This is a genomic window from uncultured Chitinophaga sp. (assembly GCF_902168175.1).
Lineage (GTDB): Bacteria > Bacteroidota > Bacteroidia > Chitinophagales > Chitinophagaceae > Chitinophaga.
Map to the genome: position 1 here is coordinate 41,733 of NZ_CABHOU010000009.1, position 18,558 is coordinate 60,290.

The 18,558-nt window shown below is 47.9% G+C and carries 13 protein-coding genes; 9 read left to right on the top strand and 4 right to left on the bottom strand.

What is annotated here, in order from left to right; all coding sequences use genetic code 11:
- Positions 1–128: 128 nt before the first annotated feature.
- A complete protein-coding gene (locus tag QZT80_RS00705; protein ID WP_295116608.1) occupies positions 129–2,024 on the top strand; it encodes an OmpA family protein in 1,896 nt (631 codons plus the stop codon).
- Between the two features lie 161 nt (positions 2,025–2,185).
- Here the strand turns inward: QZT80_RS00705 and QZT80_RS00710 are convergent, their stop codons facing one another.
- A complete protein-coding gene (locus QZT80_RS00710; protein ID WP_295116609.1) occupies positions 2,186–3,028 on the bottom strand; it encodes a 5'-nucleotidase, lipoprotein e(P4) family in 843 nt (280 codons plus the stop codon).
- Positions 3,029–3,098: 70 nt separating this feature from the next.
- Here QZT80_RS00710 and dprA point away from each other — a divergent pair, with 70 nt between their 5' ends.
- From dprA to QZT80_RS00750, 8 genes are all read left to right on the top strand, one after another.
- Positions 3,099–4,199 carry a DNA-processing protein DprA gene (gene dprA, locus QZT80_RS00715; RefSeq protein ID WP_295116611.1) on the top strand — a complete coding sequence of 367 codons (1,101 nt, stop codon included), beginning with the start codon at positions 3,099–3,101 and terminating at the stop codon, positions 4,197–4,199.
- Between the two features lie 87 nt (positions 4,200–4,286).
- On the top strand, positions 4,287–5,762 hold the full coding sequence (gene guaB / locus QZT80_RS00720) for an IMP dehydrogenase (RefSeq protein ID WP_295116613.1): 1,476 nt from the start codon (positions 4,287–4,289) through the stop codon (positions 5,760–5,762).
- 114 nt (positions 5,763–5,876) lie between these two features.
- Positions 5,877–7,517: an apolipoprotein N-acyltransferase gene (gene lnt, locus QZT80_RS00725; protein WP_295116615.1), complete on the top strand. Its 1,641-nt coding sequence runs from the start codon at positions 5,877–5,879 to the stop codon at positions 7,515–7,517.
- Positions 7,486–8,283: an alpha/beta hydrolase gene (locus tag QZT80_RS00730; protein WP_295116617.1), complete on the top strand. Its 798-nt coding sequence runs from the start codon at positions 7,486–7,488 to the stop codon at positions 8,281–8,283. Before lnt ends, QZT80_RS00730 begins: the two co-directional genes overlap by 32 nt.
- Positions 8,284–8,326: 43 nt before the next feature.
- Positions 8,327–10,918 (top strand): PKD domain-containing protein, encoded by a 2,592-nt coding sequence (locus QZT80_RS00735; protein ID WP_295116619.1) that lies wholly within the window; start codon positions 8,327–8,329, stop codon positions 10,916–10,918.
- A gap of 113 nt (positions 10,919–11,031) precedes the next feature.
- Positions 11,032–12,924: a gliding motility-associated C-terminal domain-containing protein gene (locus QZT80_RS00740; protein ID WP_295116621.1), complete on the top strand. Its 1,893-nt coding sequence runs from the start codon at positions 11,032–11,034 to the stop codon at positions 12,922–12,924.
- A gap of 19 nt (positions 12,925–12,943) precedes the next feature.
- On the top strand, positions 12,944–13,705 hold the full coding sequence (locus tag QZT80_RS00745; protein WP_295116623.1) for an SDR family NAD(P)-dependent oxidoreductase: 762 nt from the start codon (positions 12,944–12,946) through the stop codon (positions 13,703–13,705).
- Positions 13,706–13,938: 233 nt separating this feature from the next.
- Positions 13,939–14,100, top strand: a complete 162-nt coding sequence (locus tag QZT80_RS00750) for a hypothetical protein (protein ID WP_295116625.1) — start codon at positions 13,939–13,941, stop codon at positions 14,098–14,100.
- Positions 14,101–14,196: 96 nt separating this feature from the next.
- Here QZT80_RS00750 and QZT80_RS00755 read toward each other — a convergent pair whose 3' ends face one another.
- The 3 genes from QZT80_RS00755 to QZT80_RS00765 all read right to left on the bottom strand — a co-directional run bounded on the left by QZT80_RS00755 (position 14,197) and on the right by QZT80_RS00765 (position 18,233).
- Positions 14,197–15,408, bottom strand: a complete 1,212-nt coding sequence (locus QZT80_RS00755; RefSeq protein ID WP_295116627.1) for a sialidase family protein — start codon at positions 15,406–15,408, stop codon at positions 14,197–14,199.
- Positions 15,409–17,691, bottom strand: coding sequence for a TonB-dependent receptor (locus QZT80_RS00760; protein ID WP_295116628.1), 2,283 nt, complete (start codon positions 17,689–17,691; stop codon positions 15,409–15,411).
- Positions 17,692–17,870: 179 nt separating this feature from the next.
- Positions 17,871–18,233 carry a hypothetical protein gene (locus tag QZT80_RS00765; protein WP_295116630.1) on the bottom strand — a complete coding sequence of 121 codons (363 nt, stop codon included), beginning with the start codon at positions 18,231–18,233 and terminating at the stop codon, positions 17,871–17,873.
- Positions 18,234–18,558 lie beyond the last annotated feature (325 nt).

Sequence of the window (18,558 nt, forward strand, 5' to 3'; positions counted from 1 at the left end):
TCTTGTAGGCCTAAGCCCGATAGATGTTTCAGTGATATACTACTAAAGACGACGCAGATCGAAAAAAGTAACAACATCTATCAATAAAAAACACAATACCATATCCCCATTTTCCGTTATTTTACAACATGATAAGAGTACGTATCCTATTAACCGGTATCTGCCTGGCATTGTTTGGCCTTTACGCAAAGGCGCAAACAGTAGGCTATGAAAATGCCGGCAAAAAAGCCCAGCAACACTTCGACAACGCCATCACGGCAGTGGGCAGTTTCCAATACAAAGAAGCGATATCACAACTGGAGAGCGCCATTAAGGCACAACCTAGGTTCATCGATGCGTACGGACAATTGGGCCTTACATACGTAGAACTCAAACAATACCAACTGGCAGTCACCACTTTCGACAAACTGAAACAACTCGACTCCAATGCTATACGGCCAGCCAGAATGCCTTATTCCAGGGCACTGGCAGGACTGGGCAGGTATGAAGAGGCATTGGCAGTAGTTAACCAGTATCTTGCTATTTCTAAATCGGCAAGTCCGAACGCGGTGAAACTGAAAGCGAACTACGAGTTTGCCATTGCCGCCAAAAGCAATGCAGCACCGTTCGAACCTAAAAACCTGGGCGACAGCATCAACTCAAAAGACCCTGAATATTTTCCTTCATTAACCATCGACGACCAGACGCTGGTATATACACGCCGCGTGAACGGCCGCAACGAAGACTTCTTCATAGCACTGCGCGACAGCGCACACTGGCGTAAATCCAGGGATATGGGCGAACCGGTGAACACCGCCTTCAATGAGGGCGCGCAGAATATTTCGCAAGATGGAGAAATGCTCGTATTTACCGGCTGCGATTTCCCCAACGGTCGTGGCAGTTGTGATATTTATTACTCCATAAAAACAGCCGAAGGCTGGCAGGCGCCCGTGAATATGGGCGGTGCCATCAATACCCGCGAATGGGAATCGCAGCCCTGTTTATCGCCCGACAAACAAACATTGTACTTCGTGAGGGCCACCAGCGATGCGGCGGCAGATATTTTCATAAGCAAACGCCTGGCGAACGGCCAGTGGGAACAGGCACAACGCCTTGGCCCTAACATTAACACACGTTTGGCCGAGAGTACACCATTCATCCACGCGGATAACCAAACGCTCTACTTTTCTTCCGCAGGCCACCCTGGCTTTGGCGCACAGGACTTGTTCTTTTCGCGCCGCCAGCCCGATGGCAACTGGGGACCAGCAGTAAACCTTGGCTACCCGGTTAACACCATTGACGAAGATGCCAGCATGGTGGTATCGTCGGATGGCCGCACCGCCTACTTTGCTTCAGACAGAGCCGATACACGCGGCGCGCTGGATATTTACAGCTTCGAACTACCTGAAACAGCAAGAGCACAGAAAACGCTGTATGTACGAGGTTATGTATACGACGCTAAAACAGAGCAACGCCTGCCCGCAACCCTGGAGCTGATTGATCTGCAAACCGGTTTTAACATTGCCACCGTAAGGAGTACAGCAGACGGCAGTTACCTTGTTCCGCTCCCTTTGGGCAAAGATTACGCGTTTAACGTTAACCGAAAAGGCTATTTATTTTATTCTGATAACTTCTCTTTGTTAGCCTCGCAGGATGGTAAACCTTATGAAAAGAACATTCCGCTGCAACCGCTGGAAGCTAATGCTGTAGTGATATTGAAGAACATCTTTTTTGAAACAGGCAAGTACGCATTAAAAGAAGATTCGTATACCGAGCTGGATAAAACAGTAAAACTCTTGGGAGAAAACAGTTCGATGAAAGTAGAGATCAGCGGTCACACCGATGATGTGGGTGCCGATAAAGACAACCAGGTGTTATCTGAGAACCGTGCAAAAGAAGTGGTAAAATACCTCGTGAGTAAAGGCATACCGGCAGACAGGGTGGTGGCTAAAGGCTACGGCGAAACACAGCCAGTGGCGCCAAACGACACCGAGGACGGAAGAGCCCAGAACAGGCGGACCGTGTTAAAAGTGATAAGTTTGTAATGATTGTTTTGATAAAAAGGAAGCGGCGATGGATGAGACCCGTCGCCGCTTCCTTTTAGTATATGTGGCTTCTTATTCAAGGCGGTGTATACACAGTTTAATTTCGGGTGCATCGATGCTGTTATGTTAAAATCTGGCGACATCACGAGCGGTGTATACACCTACATCACCAGTTTCTTCGGCACCTTCTCCGCCGGGTAATCCTTTAGCGACGCCCTGTACAGCGAATCCTTCTGCTGCTGCGTTAAGCCGTTATTATATTGGCGTAACGCCGACTCCCAATCGCCATACATAGCGTTAGGCAGTACAATAAATCTTGATCCGAATGTTTGCTGCAGGCTGTCCACAGCACGCTGGCGGTCGTTGCTCGTGCGTTTATCAAATACATCTGCAAAGTCGCCGAGATTATCGCCTAACAGCATGACGATGTTATGTGTTCTGGCAATGCTTTCGCGGCGCGGACCTTTGGCCGACTTGTCGGTTTGCAGGATCAGGTGTTGATCATCAGCATAAGGAAATACCCAGCGTTCCAGGTTTTTCCGCGTAGCTATACGCTCCTGTTCCATGCGGTTCGTAACATAAAATACTTCTACCCCTTTGGAGGCGGCGTATTTCAGGAATGACACCGCACCGGGAATAGAATCTGCATCGGCCCTGCTGGTCCAGGCGAACCAGGTATCTTTTGTATAACCGTTATGAAAACCCGACTGCATGGCCGAATAGGCACTGTTATCCAGCACCGTTTCATCGATATCCGTAACGATGGCGCGCGGCAGGCTGGAAGGTTGCTGCAGTACTGCGTCCAGCTCAAGTTTGGCGAGGCGGTAAGCCTGGAAACACAGCGCCCGGTATTCGCCGGAGCGTTGTTGCCACAAAGCAGCCCATGCAGCGCCATTGTGGCCGAACGAAGCGGCTGATAGCGCCGATGTTTGTGAGGGCTGTGCGGTACGGCAGGAGGCAGATATTATCACTAAAAATATAGCGGCGTATTTTTTCATCATCATACATTTAAAGTAAATAAATTTCGGAAGAATGGCGTAAATTGAACAGAATTGTATTGTTAACCAACCATTTATGACCGAAGAAACACGCTACCAGCTTGCGCTTACGCAAATTCCGCAGATAGGTGATATTGTTGCCAAAGAACTGCTCCAGCATTTTGGAGAAGCCTCTGCTATCTTTAAAGCACGCATCGCTGAACTGGAAAAAATACCCGGCATTGGCACCGTACGCGCCCGCGCCATCAAACAGTTCAATGATTTTGCCAGAACGGATGAGGAAATAACTTTTATGAGCCGGTACCAGATACAACCCATCTTTTATACCAGCCCTGCTTATCCCCAACGCCTGCAACATTGTACAGACGCGCCTGTTATGCTTTACTTCAAAGGCCACGCAGATCTTAACGCCAGTCGTATTGTAAACATTGTAGGCACACGCAGGCCAACAGAGTACGGAAAAACGATTTGCAGGGATATGGTAACAGAACTGGGGCTTCACGACATAACGATTATCAGCGGCCTCGCGTACGGCATCGATGTAGAAGCCCATAAAACCGCCATCGCCTGTAATGCGCCGACTATAGGCATACTTGCGCACGGGCTCGACCGCATTTATCCCGCCACCCATCATAACATCGCCAAACAAATGCTGGCGAACGGGGGTTTGCTCACCGATTTTATGAGCGACACCCAACCCGATAAACAAAACTTTCCCAGCAGGAACCGTATCGTGGCCGGCATGTCTGATGTAACCATCGTGATAGAAAGCGGCGAGAAAGGCGGTTCTCTTATCACAGCAGATATTGCCATTAGCTATAATCGCGATGTAATGGCCATACCAGGCCGCATTAACGACGACAGGTCGGCAGGATGCCTGCAGCTCGTAAAAGCCAATAAAGCCGCGCTAATTACCGGCGCAGGCGATGTGATGGAAATGATGGGATGGCAAGCGCACCAGAAGAAAGAAAGTGTGCGCCAAAAAGAGTTATTTATTTCGTTAAACAGGGAAGAACAGCAACTGGTATCACTCTTTCAACATAAAAAACAACTACATATAGATGAAATTTATCGCGAATGCCAGCTTCCCGGAAGCCAGGTGGCCGCTACCCTGTTAAACCTCGAAATACAGGCTGTGGTAAAGGCTTTGCCAGGAAATTGTTATATGCTTACCTGAATAGTGCAAAATGTTGCGTTTCGTTAATTGGGTAAATACTCGTACATTTGCGTGCAATTATTTTTCATTCGACTCAATAATTGCAACATGCCTGCGGGAAAATCAAAACCGAAATTTGTAGCTGACGGTCTCACCTTTGACGATGTACTCCTTGTGCCAGCTTACTCTGAAGTGTTACCAAGGGAGGTAAACATCTCTACTCAACTTACCAGGAATATACGCTTAAACATCCCGATGGTGTCTGCCGCCATGGATACTGTAACTGAAGCCCAACTGGCCATTGCACTGGCGCGTGAAGGCGGCATCGGCATCCTGCACAAAAACATGTCGATCGAGAAACAGGCCGAACAGGTAAGAAAGGTGAAACGTAGCGAAAGCGGTATGATCCTCGACCCGGTGGTACTTACTCCCGACCAGACAATCGGTCAGGCGCTCCGCCTGATGAAAGAAAACAAGATCGGTGGTATTCCCATTGTTGATAAAGACAACAAACTGGCAGGCATCCTCACTAACCGTGACCTCCGTTTCGAAAAGAACACCAAACGCCTGATCAAAGACGTGATGACGAAAGATAAGCTCATCACTGCTCCTGAAGGTACCGATCTGAAGAAAGCGGAAAAAATCCTCGAACAGTATAAGATCGAGAAACTGCCCGTGGTTAATAAAAGCGGCAAACTCGTTGGTCTTATTACCTATAAAGACATCCTCCAGCTTACCTCCTTCCCTAACGCGGTAAAAGACGAATACGGCCGTTTACTCGTAGGCGCCGCACTCGGCATTACCACCGACGTACTGGACCGCGCAAAAGCCTTGATGACAGTAGGCGTAGACGTAGTATCGCTGGATAGCGCACATGGTCACTCCATACACGTACTGGAAGCAGTGAAAAAGCTGAAAAAAGCCTTCCCTAAATTACAGGTGATAGGCGGTAACGTAGCCACAGCAGCAGGCGCACTGGCCCTTCAGCAGGCAGGTGCAGATGCAGTGAAAGTAGGTGTGGGCCCCGGTTCTATCTGTACCACCCGTGTGGTAACCGGTGCTGGTTTCCCTCAACTGTCTGCCGTTATGGAAGCAGCTAACGCACTTAAGAAAACAGGCGTTCCTGTAATTGCCGACGGTGGCATACGTTACACAGGCGATATGGTAAAAGCAATGGTAGCAGGAGCTTCCACCATCATGGCCGGCTCCATCTTCGCGGGTGTGGAAGAAAGCCCTGGAGAAACGATCATCTACGAAGGCCGTAAGTTTAAATCTTACCGCGGCATGGGTTCTATCGAAGCCATGAGCGAAGGTAGTAAAGACCGCTACTTCCAGGACGTAGAAGCTGATATCAAGAAACTGGTACCGGAAGGCATTGTAGGCCGCGTTCCATACAAAGGTTTCCTGAGTGAAGTGGTACAACAATTCGTGGGTGGCTTAAGGGCAGGTATGGGTTATACCGGTTCTAAAGACATCAAAACATTGCAGGATGCACAGTTCGTGAAAATCACTTCCGCTACGGTAAAAGAAAACCACCCGCACGATGTGGTAATCACCAAAGAAGCTCCGAACTACAGCAGGTAATAATCAGAAATGTTAAAATAGAGAAAAGGAAGGCGCTGCCTTCCTTTTTTTATACCCGGTTAACATCAATAACCTATTTTTGAACACTACAGCCTCTAAATGGCGTTTACGTATATGCGCAAACTCATTCCTCCCGCCCTTTCTATTTTAAGCGCCCTGTTTTTATGGGCAGCATGGCCTACGTCGCCACTTACCTTCCTGATATTCATTGCTTTCATTCCTTTACTGATGTTGGCAGACAGGGTTAAAAATCCGCTGGCCTTTTTTGGCTGCGCTTACCTGGCCCTGGTATTATGGAATGTATTAACTACCTGGTGGGTGGGCAATACCCCCATACCTGTGAGCGGAGCATTGGCGAACATTGCTAATGCCCTGTTAATGAGCATTCCCTGGTTAGGATACAGGTCGGTACGCGAAAAGCTGGGAAGAAGAATGGGCTATTTCGCACTGGTCGTTTTCTGGATTACGTTTGAACACATTCACTTACGGTGGGAACTCAGCTGGCCCTGGCTTACGCTTGGAAACGTGTTTGCGTTGTATCCGGACTGGGTACAATGGTACGATGTTACCGGCGCCATGGGCGGCACGTTATGGGTATTAGTAGCCAATATCAGCCTTTATGAATTAGGCCGTAAACGCCAGGAAATGAAAACGTTGCCAGGAGGTTTTATCCTCTGGAAAGAAGGTTGGAAACCACTGGCAGTATTAGCAATCCCCCTGCTTATTTCAGGCTTAAAAATACTCTCCTTTTCATCAGATAACGCAAAGGATAAAACAGAAGTCGATGTTGTGATCGTACAGCCCAACATCGATCCTTATAATGAGAAATTTGAATCGACCGGAGAAGAGGCGGTTAATAAGTTCCTGCAACTGAGTGCGCAAAAGACCAATACAAATACACGTTATATCATATGGCCTGAAACTGCGTTATTTACACGTGGCGCCTGGGAACACGAACTAAACGACCGGCCCGAAATTCAGACGGTCCGTTCATTTCTTTTACAATATCCGAATGCAAGTGTTATTACCGGAGCGGTTACACTTAAACGCTATAATAATCCCCGGGAAGCTTCTCAAACCGCACGTAAAAGCCAAAGCGGAGAATTATGGGATGCGTTTAATTCTGCCTTGCTGATCGACACCTCTTTTAATGTGCAGGTATATCATAAGTTCAAGATGGTACCGGGCGTAGAGATCATTCCTTATTCACGCTACTTCAAGTTTATGGAAAACTGGGCGATGGATATGGGCGGCATTAGCGGTAGTTATGGAAGAACACCCGGAGTAGAAGTATTTAACGATCAGGCGATTAAAAATAAACTGGTGCCAATCATCTGTTATGAATCTATTTATGGAGAATTTGTAGCCAGGAAGGTACAACTTGGGGCCAACCTCATCGTTATTACTACCAATGACGGCTGGTGGGGCGAAACACAAGGATATAAACAACATTTGGAATATGGCCGCCTGCGCGCCATAGAAACGCGTCGATGGATAGCCCGCTGCGCTAATACCGGCGTAAGTTGCTTTATTGATACTTATGGCAACATTATTGCGCCCACCGAGTACTGGAAAGAGGCAGTTATCGATGGAAAAGTAACACTCGGCCATGAAATGACGTTTTACGTAAAATATGGCGACTACATTTCTAAAGCTGCCATTATCTTTAGTATATTGTTATTAGTATACACCTCTATCATATTACGTTTTATTCGTAGGCAAAATGTGGAAAGAATTAAGCAACGGAAATCATAAAGGAGCATACCGCGACGAGGGTAAAGGGAAAGTAGTTGTGCTGATACACGGTTTTGGAGAAGACGGAACTGTTTGGGAAAACCAGCAGGCATATCTTTCCACCTACTTCAGGGTAATTGTGCCTGACCTTCCCGGCTCGGGCAAGTCGCCACTGGCAGATGTTAGTATGGAAAACATGGCAGCGTTTATACATGCCATACTTATACAGGAACAAATCGTGCAGGTAACTATGATCGGCCACTCTATGGGAGGTTATGTAGCACTCGCCTTTGCCGACAAACACCCGGAAATGCTGCAGGGTTTCGGGTTATTCCATTCCACTGCACGGCCAGATACAGAGGAGAAAAAAGAAGGCCGCCGCAAATCCATTCGTATGATAGAACAGTATGGTGCAGAAGCTTTTCTAACGCAAACACTGCCCAACATGTTCAGCAACTCTTACCGTCAGGCACAGCCAGACAGGGTGGACGAATACATACGCCGTGGCCTGGAACTTGATTCTAAGTCGCTGATCGCCTACTACGAAGCAATGATACAGCGGCCAGACAGGACGGCCGTTTTAGAAGATACCAAAGTACCCGTGCTGTTCTTTATTGGAAAAGATGATACGGCTGTGCCGCCGGAAAGCGTGTTACCTCTCGTAACCATTCCCCGGGTGAGCAGCGTACACATATTTGAAAAAGTAGCACATATGGGTTTATGGGAGGTTTACGAAGATAGCAACATACTATTACATCAGTTTGTAACGTTTTGCCAACAGTCGTAGCCTGTTTTAGAGGCAGTAACCATTTAAATAGAACATCTGTAGGTTGAGATCAGTAATTCTTACATTTCTGCTCGGCATGATATGCATTGCCGCCAAAGCCGATCATATAATCGGCGGGGAGATGTATTATGATTTTGTGAGGAAAGTAGGCACCAGTAACCAGTATCGCATCACACTCAAACTCTTCGTCCGCTGCGACGCTACCGACCAGCAGTTCGATTCGGAGGTTGATATTTCTATATTCGACAACGGGTCCAAACAACTGATCGCTAACCCCAAAGCGATAGGCAGGACGGCAGTTGAAAATTACAATACACAGGATGTAGATCCCTGTATCGTAAACCCTCCCAATATTTGTTATGCCATTGGCTATTACAGCACATTGGTTACACTCCCTGAAAATACTTCGGGTTATACCGCTGCTTATCAACGTTGTTGCAGGCGTGTGAACCTGACCAATATTAATTCTGCCGGTAATGATGTAGGTGCTACCTATACCGTGTTTATTCCGGGCAGCATGAATAATTTTGATGAGAACAACAGCGCGAGGTTCAATAAAGAAAAAGTAGTGATCGTATGTGCCAACATGCCATTCATTTACGATTACGCAGCCTCCGACGACGACGGCGATTCGCTGGTATATTCATTCAGTACTGCTTATCGCGGCGCCACACAGCGTAATCCCAAGCCGGCCACTACCAGCGCTCCTACTTATTACTCTGTGGATTATTTCAGCCCTTTCAGTGCTGCGGAACCACTGGGACCTAACGTTACCATCAACCCAAAAACCGGCGTTATATCCGGAACGGCGCCCAAGGTGGGTTTATACATCGTTACCGTAACCGCACAGGAATACCGGAATGGAGAATATGTTGGCGAGCATAGTAAAGAGTTCCAGTTTAGTATTACCGGTTGCGTAAAACAAGTGGTAGCCGCTATGCCAGACAAATACGCCGATTGTAGTGGGCTCACTATCAACTTTATAAATAACAGTACACCCGGCAAGCCCTATTACTGGGACTTTGGAGATGGTAATACGATGACAACCATGAGCCAGGACCCGCTGCCACATACCTACGCAAAAGCTGGTATATACACCGCAAAACTGGTAGTAGACAGAGGCAGTAACTGTAACGATAGCGCCATCACCAAGGTATATGTGTTCCCGACACTGGCTCCGTCCTTTAGTCTTAATGGCTTGTGTACCAGCAAGAAATCAGAATTTGACAATACAACAACGAACGATATTGGCAACATCATTTCTTATAAATGGGACTTCGGCGTACCTAATATTACTACCGATGTATCGTCACTGGAGAGGCCGGAATATCACTACACCGCGCCCGGCACTTACACGACCACCCTTACTGTTACAACGGATAGCGGCTGTGTACATACCGTTTCCGAAACGTATACCATTTACGACAAGCCGCCATTGAATGGAACAGCGGATACATTACTTTGTTATAAAGACACACTCCAGTTGTTCGCCAGCAGTACCATCCCTGGCACCTACTCCTGGTTACCATACGATTACAATATCATCGATGCCCAAACGGAAACACCAAAAGTATTTCCAAGAAGAGATACGTCGTACAGCGTAACCTTTACCGATAATACAGGATGCGTAAACACCATGAAAGTGGCCATAGATGTGCGTGATACATTGTTAATCACCGCGTTGCCCGATAGTGTTGTATGTACAGGCGATCCGATTAAACTGCGAAGCATTACCGATGGCAACTACGCCCTTAACTGGACAGACCTGACCAGCAACACCAGCGCCGGACCGGGGGCAACCGTTACGGTAACGCCTATGCAAACCAGCCAATACCAACTGTTAGCTACACTTGGAAGCTGCTTCACCAACGACACCATACAACTGCGCACCGTAGATCCGCCACGCGCTTTTGCCGGCGATGATACCACCATTTGTTATGGAGATAGAATCACTCTGTTGGCCACCGGCGGTTCCAAATACCAATGGTCACCTACCAGGTGGATGAACAGTCCTGCCAGGGCTCAAACGCTTGCAGCGCCACTTGAAACCATTAATTACATCGTAATGGTAACCGATACGCTTGGCTGCCCCAAACCGGTGTACGATACTGTTACGATAGGCGTAGTACCGCCCGTACCTGCATTTGCCGGTAACGATACACTTATCACTTACGGACAGCCATTCCAGTTACACGCCAGTGGAGGCTTAAACTATCAATGGTATCCATCCGAAGGTCTCGACAACTCCGCTATTTATAACCCTACCACCACCGTAAACCGCGACATCACCTACCGCGTAGAAGTATTTACAGCAGAAGGCTGTATGGGCACCGACGATATTTTTGTACGCTTTATAGAAGGCCCCCAGATTTATGTACCTACCGGCTTTACACCTAACGGCGACGGGGTGAACGATATTTTCCGTCCATTACCTGTTGGTATGACTCTTGAATCGTTCCGGATTTTTAACAGATGGGGGCAACAGATCTTCCAAACCAATGCTTATTTAAAGGGATGGGATGGCCGGAGAGGCGGTTCAATGGCCGAAGTAGGCACTTACATCTGGGTGGTAACCGGTAAGGATCAAAGCGGTAAATATGTGGAAAGAAAAGGTACTGTAACCCTGCTCCGCTAAACAAAAGTTTATTTCCGCACGTTATCTATTTTACGTAAATTCAGATAGCACGTTATTCACCGTTTTCATACCCCCTCAACATGAGCAAATTCCTGTATTTGGTCTTTTGCTGTATGATGATTCACACAATCACCGCAGCTTACCATATAATTGGGGGGGAGATCTATTACCAAACGGTAGGCATATCCGACAGGGTGGCCGGTTACAAATATAAAATCACCTTAAAACTTTATCGCGACGGCGACTTTGTATGCGGCACCCGGCAAGGGTGCCTGGACATTTTTGAGAACCCCATACCCATCAACATCTTTAATGCAGCCGGCCAGCGGATAGGACCTCAGATACTCTTTTACATACAGGAAACACGCCCACTCCGCGATACCTTGAAAAACCCCTGCCTCGCCCCACAATCCATATACCTTGAAGTAGCATTTTACAGCGACACCGTTCACCTGCCCGCCATACCAGGAGGCTATTATATCGCCTACCAACGCTGCTGCCGTGGCGAAAGTATTACCAACATTCACGACTCGGAAAGAGAAGGATCTACCTTTTATACCGTAATACCCGGAACAGAAGGCCGCCCCGACAACAACTGCGCGTTTTTCGACAAAGACGAAGCCGTGGTAATCTGCGCAGGCCTCCCTTTCACTTACAACTACTCCGCCTACGATGCGGATAATGATAGTCTTACCTACAGCCTTTGCAGCGCCCTTGCCGGCGGTGCCACACGTAACAATGAATCTATTTCGTCGCCACCATATAGTACCACCGTTAGTTACATCTCTCCCTACTCAGGGCTTGACCCAATGGGAGGCGCGCCCAAACTAAGTATATCGGCAACGGGAATTATAACGGGCACGCCCGACAGAGCGGGCAAGTTTGTAGTTACCGTATGTGTAAGCGAATACAATCGCCGCACAGGCGCCTTTATAGGTACACATAGTAAGGACATACTTATCACCGTATATAATTGCAATACCACTATCCGCGCAGTAGTGCCGGGTATTGTAAATAACTGTGTAGACGAACCCCAACTGGCCGTGGCTATTCCCAATACCAGCACCGCCGGCTTTACATCTACCTTCCACTGGTACTTTGGGGATGGCACAGATACGATCACCAACAACCAGGACATCTTTTTCCACCAATACCCGGACACTGGCAAATACAAAATTAAACTGGTGGTGAATCGTGGTTTGCCCTGCACCGACAGCACAACAGGGCTGGTGAATAACTACCCGGGATTCAGGGCCGGCTTTACCGCCAATGGACTTTGCCGTGAAGACCCGGTATTTTTTGAAGATACCTCCAGTTACCTTTACGGCAACATACTTAGCCGAAAGTGGGACTTTGGCGTAGATAAGATATTGAACGATACCTCTGTTGCACAGCGAACGAATTACAAATATGGCAAAGCCGCTATCTACACGGTTACGTTAAAGCTTACTACGAACCGGGGCTGTGATAAAACCATTACAAACAACCTGCAACTGTACGAGGTGAACCCGTTTGCCGGTAACGACACTATACTGGCGCGGGGTCAGCCGCTTACCCTAAAAGGAAGTGGTGGCGACTTATACACCTGGTGGCCTGGCGCAGGCCTTAGCAGCACTGGCGCGCCTGATCCGGTGGTGCTTGGCAACGATGATATCAGCTACGTATTAAGGGTCGATAACCTGCAGGGATGTTATGGTTACGATACCATCAACATAAAATATTACACCGGCCCCGACATGTACATTCCTAATGCATTTACACCCAATGGCGATGGTCAGAACGATCGTTTCCGGTTTATACCCGTGGGCATACAGCAGTACAACTTTTTCAGGATATTTAACCGCTGGGGCGAACTGGTTTACAGTTCCACCGACTTCCGCAGCGGCTGGGATGGTAACGTAAACGGCCGCCCCTCTAAGCAGGATACCTATATGTGGATAGCCGAAGGCATTGATCTTAACGGCCGTAAGATTTTACGAAAAGGTACGGTAACTTTGCTTCGCTAATCAAACAACAAGCAGTAACATGAAAGGAACGATATTCATTACCGGCGCCACTTCCGGTTTTGGCGAAGCCTGTGCAGAAAGGTTCGCGCGCGAAGGATACCACCTCATCATCACCGGTCGCCGCCAGGACAGGCTGGATGCATTGAAGGAGCGTTTGGAAAAGGAATCGGGCATACAGGTGTTGCCGCTCTGTTTTGACGTAAGAGACCGCGCAGCCACCGAAGCAGCCGTTAACTCGCTTACCGGCCAGTGGAAGGAAATAGACATACTGCTGAACAATGCCGGCCTGGCCCTTGCCCTCACCCCCATTGACGAAGGCGATGCCGACGATTGGGATACCATGCTGGACACCAACGTAAAAGGCCTTTTATACGTATCTAAAGCCATTATTCCGCTTCTAAAGGCCCGCGGCAAGGGTCATATCATCAACATCGGTTCTACCGCCGCAAAACACGTTTACGCCAAAGGTAATGTGTACTGTGCCAGTAAGGCTGCCGTCGATGCCCTGTCCCAGGGTATGCGCATCGACCTGCTGCCGTATGGCATTAAGGTAACAGCTATTCACCCCGGTGCGGCCGAAACGGAGTTTTCGCTCGTACGCTTTAAGGGTAATCAGGGTAAGGCAGATGATGTATACAGGGGTTTTACACCCCTCAGCGGCGAAGATGTGGCAGATATCGTGTTCTATTGCAGCACTTTACCTAAACATGTATGTATAAACGACCTGGTAGTAACCCCCACGGCACAGGCCAATGCGTACTACATCCACAAAGACGCATAGAAAATAACACACAAATGTTATTTGCGTAACATATTTTTAATTTATATTTGAAGTCCGGTAACACATGTAGCAGTAGTTATCGGACTTCTATTTGATATTTCCGGCTTATATTGGATCCTATGAGAAAAACAGCCGGTAACGATGAGCAAAGTTCTTAATTAGTCTGGAGTTGCGACGTAGCATCAAATGTAAAAAGCGATTAACGTGCCTATTAATCCTATAACCATATCCCTATGTTGACATTTATTACTATTTACATGATCCGGCTCTATTATCCAAAATGGATGGAGCAATTCCGCTTCTACGCCGATAAATCCCGCAAAGGAAATTACGGACGCTGGGCGATGAGCCAACGCTGGCAAGGTGAAAAATCATTCACCTTCAGTTACAGCTGATAAAATTATTAAAGGGCAGGCTTCACAGTCTGCCCTTTTTTATTTCGCCTTCTCCACCGCTTTGCCCGGGCGGCAAATTATGTAAATTTGACAGGGTTACGGGTGGATGGGGAATTGCTGCCAGTAAACCTGCTCCGCTTCTCCCACCCTCTTTTTGTAAGCCACCAGCACCTTGTTATCAGCCAGCGGTTTTAATACCGGAAAACTGGCGAAAGCACTATCTGGTGTCAGGTAAATCATCTCTTTTTTACTCCCGTTCGCTGCTTTCACTTGCAGGCCTATACGATTGTTATATTTATCGCCCGCTTTCACGGCTTCGTCCCACACCAAAGCCAGCTCACTATTGCCCATTACTGCCATTTGCGGATGTTTGGCCGTAGGCAGTGCGCTGATACTCTCTTTCTTTGAACAGGTAATGCCATTGTCCTGCGACTGGCAATAGAACACCCCTTCTCCCCCGCCCATCGTAAACCAGGCGAAGTGCAGGCCGTATTCGTTCTTTACCATGGTGGGGCCAGTATGCGGGCAACCTTTAATGACCCAGTTATCTGCGCTGATGCGCGCTGGCTGGGAGAAACTGGCGCCGCCATCAGTAGACTGCACGTGTACCATATCGCGTACGGTATCGTTCAGGATGGCGCGGTAGGCTATGTGAATAATGCCTTTATCATCGATATACAGATCGGTGCGGCAGCACTGGCATACTTTATCGGTAATAGCACGCTCCTGTTCAAACTTGCCGCTATTGTCCATGACGGCGTAGTATAGCGAGGAACCTTCGGCCGTTGTGCGCTTCCGGTTATCCAGCCACACTGCGGCTACTTTGCCATCGGGTAACAGTGCCATGTCGAAGTAACGCTGATCGTAACTATTGGTATCACTTACCAGCGGTTGTGCAGCATCCCATGTACGTCCCCCATCTTTCGAAACGGTGTAACTAACCTTGCCTGCGTACTTATTGCGGGCATCGTTAGCTTCAGTTCCAAACATGGCAACTGCCTGCCCGTTAGGGCGGAACAATAATTTAGGCAGGTTCTCTGCGTGCGGATGAATGTTGTTGGCGGCCGATATCGCGATCGCATCTCCCAAACCATTTTCTTTTGTCACCGCATAATACATCTGGCCTTTACCATTATCATTCTCCTCCACCCAACTCAATACCGCATTGCCCTTTGCATCGGCGGTAAGATAAGGGCACGAGGCTTTAGCACCTTTGGATACCAGGTGTTCCTCTCCCGGCATTAACGCCTTTTGTTTGCAGGATAAAAAAACTAACGTCAATGACAACACGCTTATCAACTTCCTCATTTACTTTTCTTTTTTACCGGTGAATGAATAGCCAATACCTACATTAAACGTGCGTTTGGGCCCAGGGCGATAGCTTTTGCCGGAGGCTGTTTTGTCTACCGTTACGGCATATATATCATCAGCCACGTTGCGGCAGTTTATCCAACACTCGAAGGCGCCAATGGTGTACCCTGCGCGGGCGTTAAACAGGCTGTAACCATTATATTGCTCTGTATTCGCCACGTCCATATAATACTTACTTACATACTGCCACTCTGCCCCGATACGCAGACCTTTTACGAAACCCGGCTTATAGGTTACTTCCGCATTGGAGATAACGCGGGGAGCAGTATTCATATCATTACCATCATACTTAACACCCTTCTCCTGGTACTCTTCGAAACGGTGTTCGGCGTAACTACCACCTATACGCAGCAGTACCGATTTTACAATGGCATAACGCAGATTCCATTCTACTCCGGTGTGGGTGGTTTTACCTGCATTCTGGTTTTCGGAAGAGCCATCGGCCAGTCTTACGCTAACGATCTCGTTGGTGCCATTCATCCTGTACACGCTTACGTCCAGGTAACCTTTATTGGCCGCAAAGCCTAACCAGCCGCCAACTTCGTAGTTGTGATAGGTGGCGGGCTTAAGCGTGGGCACCTTTACACCACGATAGAGTTCTGAAATATTGGGTGGAGCAAAACCTACGCTGTAGTTGGCGTATACACCGCGATCATTACCAAAGTTATAAGTGGCGCCCACTTTAGGCGTCCAGGCATGGAAGAAGTTTTGTTCGTCGGGGGCTCCTGTAAAGGCGGAAGGAGATAAATGATTATCAAAGTCGTAATCCATCCTGTCGTAACGCAATGCGGTTACTACTTTTAACCCCAGCAGCAACTCCGCATCGGCTTGCACGTACGCAGCGGTATTGAGCAGGTTTGCACGATAGTCGGTAAGTACGGAATCTGATTTGGTAAAACCGGTAAAGAACCCCTCTGCGTTTTTATCTACATCTATAAAAGTAGCGAAGTAAGTAGCCGGACTCATATCGGCACTTACGCCTGCTATGATGGACGCGTTCTTCCAGGTAAAGTGTTTTTTATGTTGCAGTACCAGACCGTAACTGTTAAACTGATCGCTGTTAATTTCGCCTCTGGCTTTGAGTGGATTAGCGGTCGATCTTATCGCGTAAAAAGGGTTCTGTCCTATTTCATTGTTACGGTAAAAGGCGGTAAGACTGGTAAAGTTGCCCGCATCCCAAACATGCCCGAGCGTGCTTTTCCAACGAAACGCTTTCACCTGGCGATAAGAAAAGGTGTGGAAGTTGCGATAGTCTTTATTAAAAAAGTGCGCACTGTCTATACCCCCGGTCTGGTCGGTTTTATAATCTACCACGCTGATACCGTTAGTCCATTTGGTACGATCGCTGATCTGGTAATCGGTTTTAAGGGTGAGGGCCAGTTTATGGAAATCGCTATGGTCCATATAACCATCGGTTTGTTTGGCGTAGTAACCGCCTACCAGTATACCGAATTTACCGAAGGTGTTAGATGCCGTAACATCAGCGCGGCGGTATCCCCAGTTACTGCCTTCTATTTGTGCTTTAGCTGTTGGTGTTTGGGAGGGCGATGCGGTGATGAAGTTGACCGCTCCGCCTACGGCTTCGCTACCGTATAACGAAGAAGCCGGCCCGCGTATCACCTCAATATTCTTTAATGCGGCCATGTTAATTTCGATGAGCGCATTATGGTTAAAGTCGCCTGTAGTGCGAATGGGAATGCCATCCTCCATATACAAAAACAAACTTTTGTAACCGATAGGCTGACGAATGGCCATTGTATGCTGTTCGTTTCCTAAATCAACCATATATACACCACTCACTTTATTTAACACCTGCTCCAGTGAAGTAGCTTTGGTTTCGTTCAGCATTTGTTTGGAGATGGTGGTAATGGCGATGGGCGCTTCTGTCCGTAACTGTCCTATACGGTTAGAGGATACGATCACTTCGTTCAGTTTGGTGGATGACGGCTCCAGCAGTATATCCTGGAACCCCTCGCCTGCTGCTGTCTTCTTAATATTATAACCCATGTATGATATACGCAACGAATCGGGACGAACGGGAACATTTAATGTAAAACGGCCCTGGGCATTACATTGACAGCCCTGTGCGCCTGCCTGAACAGTAGCACCGGGAATGGCCTCGCGCGACTGGGCATCCAGTACACGACCCTGAATTGTTTGTTGCGCCTGTGCGGCAACGAACATAAATAATAGACAAACTAATGAGTAGAACTTCTTCATACAATGAGTTTAGCGGCGTGCCTAGTTAGCACACACAATAACTACCTCACCGCCTCTAAGGCAGTAAGATCAAACGAACAAACGAAACCATACAGGTCCGCTGGTTACCAGTGTAAGCAGGGAATTACGATGCTGGCAGGCAATTGCCTGTGCTTGTGCAGTATGGGGCTGGTGTAAAATTAAATACAGGGAGGATGGAAAACGGGGTAAAACGGAGGAGTTGGTATTTGAGGTGTATAAACCGTATATATGTGAGTTGTAACGGAGTAGTCTTCCATATTAAGACCAGCCACCACATCTTCAAAATATACTTCGTATTTGCTTTTAGCGCTATTGCCTTCCTTATCTTTCTTCTCTTCATTAGTCAGTTGCTTCTTTAGCTGACACTTACCGTTACACTGCAACTCGGGGCGCGCCTTGTTCTCACACAATACTTTGGCAATAAATGCCTGGTTAACGGCAAATTCCACCATCACGATCTCGCGGCTGAAGGTTTGCATCAGCAGGCTAATAAGCAGCGGTATGGTGAAGAGATATTTCATTACCGGTTGCAAAACTAAGGCATGATCCCTGTAATCGAACTGATTTTTATCAGAAAAACGCAGGAATGGTTTGACGGTTTTATGGTAACTGTTGCTGATGTAAAGGCGGGGAGCCGGGGAATATGGCCGCAGGTGTATAGACCGCCACTCTTACACTGCGTAAGCCCCTACCGGTTATTGCCGTCTCAACAACGGGGAAGATATGGCTAGCGGTGTATAAACCACCGCTCTTACACTGCGTGAGCCCCCACCGCCTATTGCAGCACCAAACAATGCCCGCAGGTGTATATACCACCAACCTCACACTGAGTGCCCCCTTACCGCC